Origin of the sequence: Microbispora rosea (assembly GCF_044460045.1) — a bacterium.
GTDB lineage: Bacteria > Actinomycetota > Actinomycetes > Streptosporangiales > Streptosporangiaceae > Microbispora > Microbispora rosea.
On sequence record NZ_JBITJO010000002.1, the window covers coordinates 469,194 to 483,862 of the forward strand.

At 71.6% G+C, this 14,669-nt stretch carries 10 protein-coding genes; 4 read left to right on the plus strand and 6 right to left on the minus strand.

Annotation, left to right across the window (positions count from 1 at the left end; genetic code table 11):
• Positions 1–324 precede the first annotated feature (324 nt).
• Entirely contained in the window at positions 325–3,306 is a 2,982-nt protein-coding gene (locus tag ACIBK1_RS09500; protein ID WP_396733702.1) for a helix-turn-helix transcriptional regulator, read from the plus strand.
• A gap of 38 nt (positions 3,307–3,344) precedes the next feature.
• Complete coding sequence (locus ACIBK1_RS09505; RefSeq protein ID WP_030505312.1) at positions 3,345–4,850, plus strand: aldehyde dehydrogenase family protein; 1,506 nt, start codon at positions 3,345–3,347, stop codon at positions 4,848–4,850.
• Positions 4,851–5,013: 163 nt separating this feature from the next.
• Here the strand turns inward: ACIBK1_RS09505 and ACIBK1_RS09510 are convergent, their stop codons facing one another.
• The 5 genes from ACIBK1_RS09510 to ACIBK1_RS09530 all read right to left on the minus strand — a co-directional run bounded on the left by ACIBK1_RS09510 (position 5,014) and on the right by ACIBK1_RS09530 (position 11,615).
• Positions 5,014–5,802: a ThuA domain-containing protein gene (locus ACIBK1_RS09510; protein ID WP_063754522.1), complete on the minus strand. Its 789-nt coding sequence runs from the start codon at positions 5,800–5,802 to the stop codon at positions 5,014–5,016.
• Positions 5,803–6,072: 270 nt separating this feature from the next.
• Positions 6,073–7,323, minus strand: coding sequence for an epoxide hydrolase family protein (locus ACIBK1_RS09515; protein ID WP_396733705.1), 1,251 nt, complete (start codon positions 7,321–7,323; stop codon positions 6,073–6,075).
• Between the two features lie 3 nt (positions 7,324–7,326).
• The gene (locus ACIBK1_RS09520) at positions 7,327–7,842 is read right to left on the minus strand and encodes a MarR family winged helix-turn-helix transcriptional regulator (RefSeq protein WP_231513688.1); all 516 of its coding nucleotides are present in this window, start codon (positions 7,840–7,842) and stop codon (positions 7,327–7,329) included.
• Positions 7,843–7,963: 121 nt separating this feature from the next.
• Entirely contained in the window at positions 7,964–10,933 is a 2,970-nt protein-coding gene (locus ACIBK1_RS09525; protein WP_396733708.1) for an AAA family ATPase, read from the minus strand.
• A 13-nt stretch (positions 10,934–10,946) separates the two neighbouring features.
• Positions 10,947–11,615, minus strand: coding sequence for a hypothetical protein (locus ACIBK1_RS09530; protein WP_156080691.1), 669 nt, complete (start codon positions 11,613–11,615; stop codon positions 10,947–10,949).
• Positions 11,616–12,127: 512 nt separating this feature from the next.
• Between ACIBK1_RS09530 and ACIBK1_RS09535 the strand changes: the two genes are divergently transcribed.
• The gene (locus ACIBK1_RS09535) at positions 12,128–12,454 is read left to right on the plus strand and encodes a carboxymuconolactone decarboxylase family protein (RefSeq protein WP_396733711.1); all 327 of its coding nucleotides are present in this window, start codon (positions 12,128–12,130) and stop codon (positions 12,452–12,454) included.
• A 76-nt stretch (positions 12,455–12,530) separates the two neighbouring features.
• A complete protein-coding gene (locus ACIBK1_RS09540) occupies positions 12,531–13,280 on the plus strand; it encodes an SDR family NAD(P)-dependent oxidoreductase (RefSeq protein WP_396733714.1) in 750 nt (249 codons plus the stop codon).
• 1 nt (position 13,281) lies between these two features.
• On the opposite strand, the gene ACIBK1_RS09545 is transcribed toward ACIBK1_RS09540, so the two are convergent.
• A complete protein-coding gene (locus ACIBK1_RS09545) occupies positions 13,282–14,529 on the minus strand; it encodes a nucleotide sugar dehydrogenase (RefSeq protein WP_387069283.1) in 1,248 nt (415 codons plus the stop codon).
• Positions 14,530–14,669 lie beyond the last annotated feature (140 nt).

Genomic DNA, 14,669 nt, shown 5'->3' on the forward strand with positions numbered 1-14,669 from the left:
GGCCGAGGGGCCACCTCCCCGTCGACACGACGCCGAAACTATCGGCGTAATAGCGAAAGTATCGGGCGACCTGGCGGCGCCGTCAACGCCACCCGAAATGGTCCTGAAAAGCACAGTTCATCCGGCATTGCACGAGGGAAAGCATTTAGCCTGGTGGATGGGTATGGCGGTGCGCTCGAGCCACCCATCGCCGGTTCGGCGGACGCTGAAAAGTTCAGCGGCTTTGCGAATTACGCTTCGAAACCCGAGCGGCGGTATGCGGCGCCGAGGCGGCCGGAAGTCGCGGGAGCGGTTCTGTCGGAGCCGCGTGTCATACTCACCTGCGTGGTTGCGCGTACGCCGCAAAGGGTGCTGATCGGGCGTTCCGCTGAGCTCGACCGGCTCCTGGGCGTGCTCGACTCCGCCGCGGCCGGGCTCGCGGGGGTCGCCCTCGTGGGCGGCGACGCGGGGATCGGCAAGACGCGGATCGTCACCGAGCTGTGCGACCTCGCGCAGCGGCGGGGCTTCGTGACGCTCACCGGTCAGTGCGCCGAGCTCGGCGACGCCCTGCCCTATCTGCCGCTCGCGGACGCCCTGCGCGGCGCCGCCGCCGATGCCGCCGGGCCGGTCGGCCCGGCCGTCACGGCCCGTCCCGCCCTGCGACGGCTGCTGCCCGGCGACGAGGCGGGCCCGGCGGAGGCGACGACCGGAGGGCTCGCCCAGCAGCGCCTGTTCGGGTCGGTGCTCGACATGCTGTCGGAGGTGGCCGGGCGGCAGCCGGTCCTGTTCGTGTTCGAGGACCTGCACTGGGCCGACCGCTCGACGCGCGACCTGCTGGTCTTCCTCACCCGCATGCTGCAGCGCGAGCGGGTGTGCCTCGTCGGCACCTACCGCACGGACGACCTCCACCGCCGCCATCCGCTGCGCCCGGTGCTGGCCGAGCTGCGGCGGCTGCCGCTGGTCACCTCCGTCGAGCTGCCGCCGCTCGGCGACGACGAGATGGCGGAGTATCTCGCCGTCCTCGGCCGGTACGGCGAGGGCCCGGCGGGACCTGCGGCGGAACGCGGCCTGACGACCGTGATCGAGCGCGCCGGTGGCAATCCGTTCTTCGCGGAGGAGCTCCTGGCGGCCGGCGCGGAACGGGCGCGGCTGCCGGGAACGCTGGCCGACCTGCTGCTCGCCCGGGTGGAAACCCTGTCGGACACCGCCCGCCAGGTGCTGCGGGTCGCCGCGGTGGCCGGCCGCCGGGTCGGTCACGACCTGCTGCGCGACGCGACCGGGCTCGGCGACCTGCCGCTGGAGGACGCGCTGCGCGAGATCGTCTCGCAGCGACTGCTCACGGCGGGCAGCGACGGCTACACGTTCCGGCACGCGCTCCTCCAGGAGGCCGTCTACGACGACCTTCTGCCTGGCGAGCGGACCCGCCTGCACACCGCGTTCGCCGCACTGCTCGCCGGACGCGGCGGCGCCCCCGCCGAGCTGGCCCATCACCATCTCGCCGGGCACGACCTGCCGGGCGCCCTGCGTGCGTCGGTGGAGGCCGGGCGGATGGCCGCCGGGCTCGGCGCGCCGGCGGAGGCACACCGGCACTTCGGGCGTGCGCTGGAGGTCTGGGACCAGGTGCCGGAGGCCGAACGGCTGGCCGGGGAGAGCCGGGCGAGGATCGCGCTGGCCGGGGCCGCGGCGGCGGCCGCGGCCGGCGACTATCACCGGGCGGCGGAACAGGTGCGGCGGCTGCGCCACGAGACCGACGACCCGGTTCTGATCGCGGAGACCGGCGAACGCCTGTCCTACTATCTGGCGGACGCGGGCGGCGACGAGGCCGAGGGGGTCGCGGCCGCCCGGGAGGCGGTGGACGTCGCGCCCCACAGCCCGCTGCTGGCCAGGGCCCTGGCCACCCACGCCCGTGCGCTCTTCCGGCAGTACCACGACGAGGAGGCGGCGGCGACGGCGTCCAAGGCGCTGGAGGTCGCGGAGGCGACCGGCGCCCGCGACGCGGAGGCCAGCGCCCTCGTCTCGCTCGCCCTGATCGAGGAGGAGTTCGGGAGCAGCGTCGAGCACGCCGTCGACCTGCTCACGCGCGCCACCCGCCGCCCCTCGGGCGATCTGTCCATCGACCTGCGGGCGCGCTTCAACCTCGCCCGCATCCATTACGAGAACGGCGCCCTCGCGGTGGCCGCCCGCATCACCGAGGACGGCGTACGGCTGGCCGGGGAGACCGGGCTCACCTGGAGCACGTTCGGCACGGACCTGCGTTTCCTGAACTACCTGGTGCACTACGCGGACGGCGACTGGGACGCGGCGGAACGGCTGGCCGGAGGGTTCGGCGTCCGGGTCGGCACCAGGGCCGAGGCCCAGCTGTCGTCGTTCGCCCTCTTCGTCGAGGTGGGCCGGGGGCGTCCCGGCGCCGACGAGAGACTGCGATGGCTGTCCCGCTTCTGGTCCGATGCCCTGATCGGCTACATGGCCCGCGGCATGGCGGCCGAACAGGCGCTGTGGCGCGGCGACCCGAACACCGCGCTCGACCACGTCGACGCGATCGTCGCGGTGCTCGAACCGTTCGATCCCAGTGTGATCCGCATCGCGGCCACCGGTCTGTGGGCGCTGGCCGACCTCGGCCGGCCCGGCGAGCCCTGCGACGACCTGCTGCGCCGGGCACGGTGGGCGGCGGAGAACGGGCCGAACGGCCCGCGCGGCCGGCTGGGGCCGGAAGGAATCGCCTGGCTGGCCCGGGCGGAGGCCGAGTGGCACCGCGCCAACGGCACGGCGGAGCCGGAGGTCTGGCAGCGCGCCACCGAGGCCTTCGGCTTCGGCTTCGTCTACGAGGAGGCCCGGTCGCGGTGGCGCCTGGCCGAGAGCCTGCTGCGGGCGGGCGACCGCGCGGCGGCCCGCGCCGAGTGGGAGCGCGCGGTGCACGTCGCCGCCGCCCTGGGAGCCCGGCCCTTCCTTGAGACGCTCAGGGTGGTCGGGACACGGGCCGGATTCCCCGACCCGACGGCGGCCACCCCCGCCGGCACCTCCGCGGCCTCCCCCGCCGCCCACGACGGCGACGCGCGGGAGATCGCCACCGGTGAGCCGCCGGGGGCGGCACGGGAGCCGAGACGGCTGGCCGCGCTCACCGCACGCGAGCGGGAGGTGCTGGCCCACGTCGCGGCCGGTCTGGCCAACCGGGAGATCGGCGAGCGGCTGTTCATCTCGCAGAAGACGGTGAGCGTGCACGTCTCGAACATCCTGGCCAAGCTCGGGGTGACCAGCCGCACCCAGGCCGCCGCGGTCGCCCTCCAGGAGGGGCTGTCGCCGGGCGCCCCGGACGGAAATACTGTGTAATCGAGGCCCGATGCCAGCAACAATTCCGGAGGTCAGCGGTGGCTCTGCAGATCGTTTCCGTCGTCGCGGGTGAGGAGCTCTCTTCGGGCACACCGTACGAGTCCGTCAACCCGGCGCGGCCCTCGGAGACGGTCGCGACCGTCCAGCTCGCCGGCGCGGACGACTTCGCCGGCGCCTGCCGCGCCGCGGCGGCGGCCCAGCGGGAGTGGGCGCGCGTCCCCGCCCCGGTGCGCGGCCGGGTGATCGCCTCGATCGGCCGCCTGGTCGAGGCCAACACCGAGGCGCTGGCCCGGCTGGTGACCGAGGAGATCGGCAAGCCGTACGCCGAGGCGCTGGGCGAGGTCCGCGAGATCGTGGACACCTGCGACTTCTTCCTCGGCGAGGGCCGCCGCCTCTACGGGCAGACCGTGCCGTCGGAGATGCCCGACAAGAGCCTGTTCACCTTCCGTGTCCCGGTCGGGGTGGCGGCGGTCGTGACGGCGGGCAACTTCCCGGTGGCGGTCCCCTCGTGGTATCTGGTCCCCGCGCTGCTGTGCGGCAACGCGGTGGTGTGGAAGCCCGCCGAATACGCCGCGGCCTCCGCGCACGCGCTCTACCGGCTGTTCGCGGCCGCCGGGCTGCCCGACGGCGTGCTCAACATCGTCTTCGCCGACGGCGGCCAGACATACGAGGGCCTCGACCGCGCGCTCGGCGAGGGCACCGTGCAGAAGGTCGGCTTCACCGGGTCGAGCGCGGTCGGCCGGGCCGTCGGCGAGTTGTGCGGGCGGCACCTGCAGTCGCCCTGCCTGGAGCTCGGCGGCAAGAACCCGATGGTCGTCATGCCGGACGCCGATCTCGACCTCGCCGCCGAGGGCGCCCTGTTCTCCGGCTTCGGCACCGCCGGTCAGCGGTGCACCTCACTCGGCACGGTCATCGTCCACGAGGACGTCCACGACGAGTTCCTGCGCCGGTTCACCGTGGCCGTGCGCGACGCGAAGATCGGCGACCCGAACGGCGACGTCCTGTACGGCCCGCTGCTCGACCACAAGTTCGCCGAGCGCTACGAGGAGTACCTGGGCTGGATCCAGCCGCACCACACCGTGCTGCCGGGCCCGGTCGGCCGGATGGACGGCGAGGGCCTGTACTACCACCCCGTGGTGGTGGACGGCGTCCGTCCCGGCGACCGGCTGTTCCTGGAGGAGACGTTCGGCCCGATCGTGGGCGTGACGACGTTCTCCGCCCTCGACGAGGCGATCGACCTGGCCAACCGGCCCGGATACGGCCTGTCGTCGTCCATCTACACCTCCGACCCGAAGGCCGTGTTCCGGTTCCGCGAAGGTGTGTCGGCCGGCATGGTCAGCGTCAACAACTCCACCTCCGGCGCGGAGGCCCACCTGCCGTTCGGCGGGAACGGCAAGTCGGGCAACGGCAGCAGGCAGAGCGGCATGTGGGTGCTCGACCAGTTCACCCGCTGGCAGGCGATGAACTGGGACTACTCGGGCCGCCTGCAGAAGGCCCAGATGGACGTGGCGGAGATCACGCCCGACCTGGGATTCCGGCTCTGACCCGGAGGACCGCTCGCCGTCCGGCGGCCCCGCGGTCCTGAACGCGTGGGCGCGCCGTCCGGTGCAGGCACCGGACAGCGCGTCCGTCATCCGCCTCGCTCGGGCGCCTCCGATGATCGGCATCCCGGCGCCCGTCACGCGGTGGGGCGTTCCTCGCGGGCGGTCACTCGCCGTCGGGGTCGCAGGGGAAGTTCGTCACACCGGCCGTCATCCGGATTCCGCCCAGCAGGTGCTTGAGGAACAGCGGGTCGCTGTAGGCCTCCTTGGTGTGGCCCATGCCCGTGTACCAGGAACGCCCGCCGTCGTAGTTGTGACACCAGGCGATGGGGTGGTCGCCCATAGCGCCGGAGCCGGGGTTGTAGGAGTTCTCGTCGAGCTCGGCGAGCACGCGCACTCCGGCGTCACGCGGGTTGGTGCGGTAGTTGTACCACTCGTCGAAGCGGGTCCAGCGGTTCGGCAGCCCGCGGTTGGAGGCCGCACCCTGGCCCACCATCTTCACCGTGGCGTCCTGCTGCGCCGGGTGGTTGCGGAAGTAGGCGCCGACGAGGCCGCCGTACCAGGCCCAGTTGTAGCCCGAGTCTCCGGCGGCGTGAACGCCGGCGAAGCCTCCGCCGTGCTGGATGTAGCGCTCGAACGCCGCCTTCTGCTCGGGCTGACCGAGCGGGTCGCCGGTCGTGGAGATGAAGACGACGGTCTGATACTTGGCGAGGTTCTCGTCGGTGAACTGGGCCGCATCCTCCGTCACGTCCACCGCGAAGCCGTTCTCCTGGCCGAGCTTCTGGATCGCCGCCTCACCTGCGGGGATCGAGTCGTGCCGGAAGGCGGTGGTCTTGCCGAAGACGAGCACACGGAACTCGGGGTCCGCGGGGGCCGCGAGCGCGCTGGTGCCGGCGAAGACCGGCGCGATGATCGCGGACAGCGCCGCCAGAGCGAGCAGTCGCTTACGAGACATGGGGACAGTCCTCCAACTCAAGCGTCATGGAGGTCGGCCCACTGGGGGGCGGTGGGCCGGCCTCCATGACGGAAGACAGGGCCGAGCACCGCCGAAACGGTTTTCACGGCCTCAAGTGGGCGCCAAGTTACCCTCTTTGGTCATGAGTTGGAAGAAGTTAAATCCAAGTTTCTACGACTTTCGTATGTGGTAGGACAAAGTCGTGCGCGAACCAGAAGTATTGCCGGACAGTCCGTTCGCCCAGGTCCCAGTCATGGCCGTACGGACGGGTCAGCGCCGGCCACGGAAGGTGCGCCGCAGGTCGTCCACCCACTCGCCGGGGATCTCCCAGGGGATGAAGTGACCGCCGCGGTCGTGGGCGTTGAGGTTGACGAGGTTGTACCAGCTGGCGCGGTCGCTATCGAGGAAGTGCCGCACCCGATCGTCCGTGCTCACGCCGGGCGGGTTCTCGTAGCCGACGAAGGTGAGGCCGGTGGGGGCCTCGACGACCGGCTGCCGGTCGTGGGACGGCGTCCAGGGGTAGCGGTTGTTGTTGGCGTAGGTCCGCATCGAGGTGCCGATCGAGTTGGTCGCCCAGAAGATCATGGCGTGCGTGAGCAGGTCGTCCTTGGTGAAGACGGTCTCGACGTCGCCGCCGTTGTCGCTCCAGTTGACCCAGCGCTCCAGCACCCAGGCGAGCATCCCGGCGGGTGAGTCCGACAGCCCGTGGGCGAGCGTGCTCGGGGCGAGCACATGCACGGCGAGGTGGACGGCGAACCGCCTGTCCATCGCGACGACCTGGGCGTGGACGTCAGCGGGCAGGCCCTCCGGGATGGGCTTGCCGCCGCTGAGGTCCCAGCCGCGGTCGCCGTTGAACAACGTGAGCTTCTGGCCCGACCCGATATGGATGGCGTGCAGCTCGCCGGCGTACTTGTGGCCGAGCTGCCCGGTCACCAGGGCGCCGACGTCGCAGCCCGCCGCGCCGTACCTCTCGTAGCCGAGCGTTTCGGTCATCAGGGTGTGCCAGAGGTCGGCGACCTTCCAATAGTTCATGTCGGGATGGTCCGGCAGCGGGGTGGAGAACCCGAAGCCGGGGAACGAGGGCACGATCACCTCGAACGCCTCGGCCGGGTCGCCACCGTACGCGCCGGGGTCGGCCAGCGGATCGACGACCTTGGACCAGTGCCAGAACGTCCAGGGCCAGCCGTGGGTGAGAATGAGCGGCGTGGGGTCGGGACCCGCGCCGGGCCTGCGCATGAAGTGGACCGGCACGCCCTCGATCTCGACGCGGTAGTGCTCGTAGGCGTTGATGGCGGCCTCGGCCGCCCGCCAGTCGTACCCGTCGCGCCAGTAGTCGACGAGCTCCCGCAGGTAGGCGGCGTTCACACCGTAGCGCCAGTCGTCGTTGCCCGCGTCGTCGGGCAGGCGGGTCAGTTCCAGGCGCCGCCGCAGGTCGGCGAGCACCTCGTCGGGCACGTGAATCGGCGCGGGCTCCAGCGGGAACGGCCGGGGTGTGGCGGACGGGGTGATGGTGGGGCGCATCGTTCATCTCCTCGCACTGTCGCGCGGTGTGTCCATGCCGGAGTCGCCCTCGCCGTCTCCCCGTTCGATCGGCGGGTCCCCGATCGCGCCGGAGTGCAGTTCGACCATGCGGGCCAGCGCGGGCAGCGCCAGCGCGATGGCCGCCCGCTCCGGCTCCGTGAGCCGGTCGGCGAGGTCGGTGAGCCGGGCCACGCGCTCGGCGCGCCGTCCGTCCACGATCGCGGCGCCCGCGGCCGTGACCTGGACGAGGACCGCCCGGCCGTCCGACGGATCCGGGTGACGCTCGACCAGGCCCTCGCGCTCCAGCTTGGTCACCATCTGGGTGATCGCCGACTGCGTGACCTGTTCGCTGCCCGCGAGTTCAGTGAGCCGCTTGGGGCCGTCGCCCGCCAGTGTGTGGAGCACGGACAGGGTCGTGAAGCTCAGCCGCCGCCCCGCGGGCAGCCGGATGTGCATCCGGGTGAAGTCTTCGAGCACGCGGGTCAGGGCGGCGATGCTCAGCTCGCTGATCTCAGGCACGAACAAACTGTATCAGTAACTTAATTAAGTTTCTAATGAGTCTGATCGCTGAGAAAACGCCGATCCCCGGCGGACGCCGCCCGCCGGGGATCGGATCGAAGGGCCGGATGGCGAAGACGCCTCAGGCCTCCGGTCCTCGCCTGCCGTCGTATCCCAGCAGCCGCATCGCGACCTCGGGGTCCATGGCCGCCGCGAGCAACTGCGCTCGTTCGGCCGCCTGGTCTCTGGCCTCCTCGGCCCGCCGCCGCCCCGCCTGATGGGAGCGGACCAGCAGGACCGCGACCGCGATGCCGCCGATCACCGCGACCAGCGCGACGGCCAGCAGGACGGCCGTGCCCGCGGGCACGCCCCCGACAGCGGCGCCCGCGGCGCCGGCCGCGCCCCGCGGCGAGGCGAAGAGCAGCACCCCCAGGAGCGTGAGCAGCACCACCGCCACGACGACGCCGACGACCGCCCACAGCGCGCCGTACGACGTGCGGGACGGCTTCGCCGCCGACAGTCCGAGCAGCGGAGCCGGGGCGACCGGTGGCGGCGAGCCGGTCCACGGCACGAAGTCCGGCTGCGCGGGCGCGACCGGTTGCACCGCGGGGATGTGCCCGTTGCCGCCGGCCAGGCCGTTCGGCGGCGGGGCGACCAGCACCGGCGCGGCGCCGCCCGAGGACGCAGGCACGACCGACGCCTCGATCACCCGGGTCCGGGGCAGCGGGAGCTCGACCGGGACCTCGCTGTGCGCCTTGTGGGCCGCCACCGCGGCGGTGTGGTAGGTCTCGATCTCCTCGTAGAACTCGTCGGAGGTGTAGACGGTGCCGTCGATCAGCGGGCCCATCCTGCACTCGATGACCGCGACCACGTCGTCGCCGTTCAGCGTCTTGTGCTGCTCCAGCGCGTGCGCGACCGACAGCACCTCGCGGCGGTTCTCGCGCAGCAGCTCGGCCGTCTTCTCCAGCAGCCGGCTGAGGTTGAACTCGATCCGCTCGGGGAGCATGTCGGGCACCATCTCGTCGCGCCGGCCCGCCGGAGTGCCGGTGAAGCCGATGCCGCCGCCCCCCGGCTGCGGCTGGGCCGCCTTGCCCTCGCGCAATCCGAGCTCCTGCAGCGCCGGCAGCGAGGCCACCCCGATGCCCATGCCCCAGTGGGCCTCCATCAGCCCGGTGATCGCGGTCGCGCTCTGCAGGTCGCCGGAGACACCGGAGGAGTTGTCCTCGCCGAAGAACATCCGCTCTCCCGCCAGCGAGGCGAGCGACACCATGATGTCGGCCTCGTACTCCGACTTCCACCGGGTGAACTGGTCCTCCGGCTTGATGCTGGCCACCATGCCGAGGTAGTCGGCGCCCTTCTCGATCGTCGCCAGGTCGATTTCCAGGTGGTGGCGGGTGCGGTAGGCGGCGACCGCGTGGCAGGCCTCGTGCACCGCGACCGCGTGCCGCTCACGCTCGATGTACTCGACGTCCTCGGGCGGCCCGAGCTGCTTGAGCCGCTTGGCCCGCATGACGTCCGACCAGGTGATGGTCTCCCGTCCGTCGCGGATCGCGGTGATCAGCGACTCGTTGACCAGGTCCTTGATCGTCGCACCGGTGGCGTACGGCGTGATCGTGGCGAGTTTGTCGACCTGCTCGTCGGTGAGCTGGTGGCTGACCTTGTCGAAGTAGCCCTTGTAGGTGCGGATCCGGCCCGCCTTCGAGGGATAGCCGACCTTGTAGATGCGGTCGATGCGACCGGGCCGCAGCAGCGCCTCGTCCAGGGCCTCGGGCAGGTTGGTGGCCATCATGATGAGGATGCGGTACTTCGGCGGCGGCTTGGGCCGCATGCCGAGCAGCCTGCGCACGTAGCGGTTGACGAAGCCGCGCGGCTTCTTCAGACCGGAGATCTCGGTGAGCAGCGCCTCCAGCGTGCCCATGCCGCCACCGCCGCCACCCATGCCCGCGCCGTACACCACACGATTGACGAAGGCGCCGGTGCGCGGCATCCGCGGCGGTGCGGCCTCGGCGGCCGGGCCCGCGGCGTGACGGCCGAGCACGGTGCGGGTGTGCGGGTCGAGGTAGGCGAAGCCGTTGCAGCCGGAGTCCTCGAACGGCGCCGGGACCGACCTGCCCCAGCCGCCGGGTCCGCCCTGCGCCAGCGCGCCGCGGTTGCCGAGCGAGTCGGCCTCGTCGAAGAACACGATGACGCCGCCGTACCGCAGGGCCAGCTTGCGCAGCTTGCGGAACAGCGACTTGACCTTGAGGACGCCGACGCCGAAGAACATGTTGATGAACGCGCCCGGGTCGACGAACACGTACGGCTTGCCGGTCGAGCCGGCGACCGCCTCGGCCATCAGCGTCTTGCCGGTGCCGGGCGGGCCCCACAGCAGGATGCCGCTGGGCACGTAACCGCCCCTGGCCTCGATCTCGTCCGGCTTCTCCAGGAAGACGATGTTCTCCTTGACCCGCTCGACCACGTGGTCCTGGCCCCAGACGTCGGAGAAGCGCGTCTTGATGTCGTCGGGGTAGTAGACGTCGACGCCGCCCCGCGACAGGAACCAGAAGATGGCGACGAACTGCCCCACGGCCACCACCATGATCAGCATGAGCTGCAGGACCATGGGAAGGAAGCCCCACACGGTGGCGGGCACGCTGTACAGCGCCTCGAGCGGCGAGACCTGCTGCACCTTGCCCAGCACCAGCGCGATGACCGCGATCCAGACGACCCACTTGATCGCGCGGGAGATGCGGTAGCGGTTCCAGTCGGTGAACCTGCGGTGGGACCAGCGGTTCCAGCCACCGAAGATCTTCTGCGTCCAGAACCGGTGGTAGCCGGCCGAGCGCTCGCTGATGAGGAAGTGGATCTGCCGGAGCACCTCGACGCCCGCCAGCCACAGAACCCACGACGCGTTCCGGACGGTCATCACGGCGGCGTCATACGGGGAGATGATGCCCTCGTACGTCGCGATCTCGTTCCAGAACAGCACGCCGAACGCGACGGCGAGCAGGATCAGGAACTTCGTCCGGTCCCACAGCGGCAGACGTTTCCTGGTGAGAGGGTCGCGGTCCACCGGACCCGACCCCGGCTCGCGAAGCCCCTCGTGGTGCTTCGGTGGGAGGGCCGTGCTCATATGAGGGGCTCCTTCACGGGTTGATGAGGTGCTTGACCTTGAAGGACTTGACGACGGTGCCGATCTCCGCGGCCCGCTGGCGGTAGCACGCGGGCGAGCAGCGGATGAGAAGGGTGGATGCCGTCGTCCCGTCGGCCGACAGGTAGGCGGTCCTGTCGAACGTCTGCACCGCGTTTCCCACCCGGTAGTTGTAGACGGTATGGATGCCGCGGACGCCGTCCGCGATGGGCAGCACCTCATCGGCCAGCAGCTCGAACCCCGTCAGGCCGCTCGCCTCGAACTCCTTCTGCTGGTCCTCCGTCAGCGGCACCGGCATCGGAGGGGAGACACGCAGCAGATTGAGCGACGCCGCGTTCTGCTCTTCCTCGCTGAGCTTCTGCACCTTCGCGAACACGAAAGGTCTGTCGTCGGTGCCCGCGGAGCCCCGGACAAGATGCAGGAGGGACGGTTCCTCGTAGGCGTCGAACGCCGCCGTCCACACCAGCTGTTTCACCACCTGCGCGGTGGCGGAGTCCGTGTCGCCGAAGAGTTCCTCGTCGAGCGTCTTCTGGTCGATTTGCCGCCACGACGCGGGAACCTTGAAGTAGGTGCCGCCCGTATCGTCGCGTACGTAGGTGTAATCGGGGCCGGCACAGCCGGACAGCACAGAGGCGGCCACCGCCGCCCCCACGACCGTTCGCACCACCCCGGTACTTACCCGCGGTCTTTCCACCAGGGCCCAACCTCCGCTTTGCGGGTCTACGAGGTAGTAGTGCCCGTTTTCCAACTGTCCTTCTCAACGGTAAGTCTGCGATGCGCCGGAAAACTAGACCGAATCTTTCTCGGATCTTGGCTCCTCCTGTTACCAGAAGGCCGCTCACATCACCGGCATCGCCCGGCCCCGGGGCGCCTCCTCCTCGACTTCCTGGGCCCGTCGAGTACGCCCCCCGGAACGCACGTCATGGACGGCCGCGGACTCACCTCTGATCCCGATACCCAAAGGACGAGCGGCGAAAGCTGGCTCCGGCACATCGAACAGCCACGACCCCGGCCGGCCCGACGACCCACCCGTTCCACACCGGACATGACGCACACAAGACCCGCGCCGTGAGATCGGCCGGGGCCGGATGAGCAGATCGATGTAACACCTGACTGCCTCGAACACGACATCTGGATGCATGACGTCAGGAATCACCGTGGGGAGGGCTGGCGCACATGAAGCAGGTCTACGAAGAGGACGGCACCGGCGAGGGGCCGGACGGCTTCTTCGGAGTGACGGCGGAGCGCATGTTCTCCGAGGTGTGGTCCCGGCAGGTCCTCACGGTCAGGGAACGGCGGTTGCTGCTGCTCGGCCTGCTCGTCGGCCAGGACATGGACGACATGCTCGAGCTGCACCTCGAGACCGCCCTGCGCTCGGGGGAGCTGAGCCCGGCCGAACTGCGCGAGACGGTCGTGTTCCTCACCCTGTACGCCGGGTGGCCCCGCGCCGCCCGGCTCAGCGCGAAGGTGGAGGAGCTCATCCGCCGCACCGTCGAGATGTGACCGCCGTTCCGGGGCCGGACGAGGGGCCGGACGAGAGGCCGGACGAGGGGCCTCCCGCGGTGGGTACGCTGCCGTCATGCCCACCGCACTCATCACCGGCGCGACCGCCGGGATCGGCGCCGCCTTCGCGCGCCGCCTGGCCGCCGACGGATTCTCCCTGATCCTGGTGGCCCGCGACGAGGAGCGGCTCGCCGCCTCCGCCGAGGCCCTGCACAAGCGGTACGGCGTGCCGGTCGAGCCGCTGTGCGCGGACCTGACCACCGAGGAGGGGACGGCGGCGGCCGAGGAGCGGCTGCGCTCCGGCATCGACCTCCTGGTCAACAACGCCGGGTTCGGGCACCACGGCGGCTTCCTGGACACCCCCGTGGAGGAAGAGGTCCGGATGCTGCGGCTGCACTGTGAGGCGGTGCTGCGGCTGACCCGGGCGGCCCTGCCGTACATGATCTCCAAGGGGCGGGGCGGGGTGATCAACGTGGCCTCGGTCGCGGCGTTCCTCCCCGGCGGCACCTACAGCGCCACGAAGTCATGGGTGGTGAACTACAGCGCCTCGGCGGCCAACATGGTCAACCGGCACGGCGTGCGGGTGATGGCGCTGTGCCCGGGGTTCGTGCGTACCGAGTTCCACGACCGGGCCAAGCTCGACATGTCCGGGCTGCCGCCCTTCGCGTGGCTGTCGGCCGACCGCGTCGCCGCCGACGCGATGCGCGACCTCGCCCGCGGGGCCTGGGTGAGCGTACCGTCGGCCCGCTACAAGGCGGTCGCGGCGCTCGCCAGGCTCCTGCCGCTCAACCTGGTCGGCCGCCTGGCGAGGCTGCGCTACCGCTGAGTCACAGCCGCTCGACGTTCGGGCCGCGGCAGCGGCCCCGGGTGTCGAACACGAACCGGCTGGCCCGCTGGACCAGGTCGTAGTCGTAGCAGTCCTGCCCCCCGAGCACGACGACCGCGTCCGCCCTGGCCAGCTCCGCGGCGTCCGGCTCGACCACCTCGACCCCGGCGGGGACGACGAAATCGTCCGCGCAGTCCTCGGCGCGGGGATCCGCGGCCCGCACCCGGGCCCCGAGCCGGCACAGCGTCTTGGCGACCTCGACCGGCGACAGCCCCAGCAGCAGGATCCTGCTGCCCCTGATCGAGCGGCACCTCCGGTTCAGCGCGAGGCAGAGCCGGTCGACCACGTGGGCGGGCATGTGCGCGTTGACGTCGTTGGCCGCCTCGACCAGCCGGAAGCCCCGCCCGACGCCGCGCCGGATCCCCCACGGCAGGTACGCCACGTCGAGCGGCAGGCAGGGGTCCTCGATCCCGGGGCAGGGTGCGGTGGCGGCGTGCCCGAAGGGCGTGGTGGCGGCGGCCTCGACCGCCTCCCACACGTCGACGCCGAGGTGCGCGGCGAAAATCGACAGCTCGTTCGCCAGGGCCGCGCCGACCTGCGCGCGGGCGCTTTCCATGAGCGCGCACAGCTCCGACACCCGGGGCGAGGAGACCGGGACGGTCTCCCGCACCAGCCTGCCGTAGAAGTCGGTCACCGCCCGCAGCGAGGCCGCGTCGACGCCCGAGACGACCTTGGGCGTGTTGCCGAGCCGCCAGCGCGGGTTGCCCGGCTCGGCCCGGTGCGGGCTGTGGCCGAGGTGGAAGTCGTCCCCCGCGCGCAGCCCCGACCCCTGTTCGAGCAGCGGCCGTACGAACTCCTCGGTGGTGCCGGGATAGGCGGTGCCCTCCAGCACCACGGTCGCCCCCGGCCGCAGGAACGGGGCGATCCGGCGGGCGGCCGAGCCGAGCGGGCCGAGGTCGGGCACGCCGTTCCGCATCCGCACGGACGGGGTGAGCACGCAGACGTCGAACCCGGAGGCGTCGGCCGCGTCGGCGCTGGCCGCGTACCTGCCGGAGGCGTGCGCGGCGGCCAGCGCGCCCGCGCCGACGCCCGCGCCGACGCCCTCGGCGCACGGCTCCCCCGCGTTCAGCCGCTTGACCCGCCACCCGTCCTCGTCGAGGCCGACGACGCGGAACCCCGCCTCCACGGCGCGCATCGCCAGGGGCAGCCCGGCCGGGCCCTGGCCCACGACCACCAGCTTCTCCGCCACGCTACGACTGTAGGAGCGACCCCGCCGCCGCCCCCGGGATTGGCGGACGGGACGGCTGTAAGGCTTGGGTACGGATAGGGAAAAGTCTCTTCCGGCGGCGTCCGGGCACCCCGTCGGCGGTGGGACCGCGGACTAGCTTC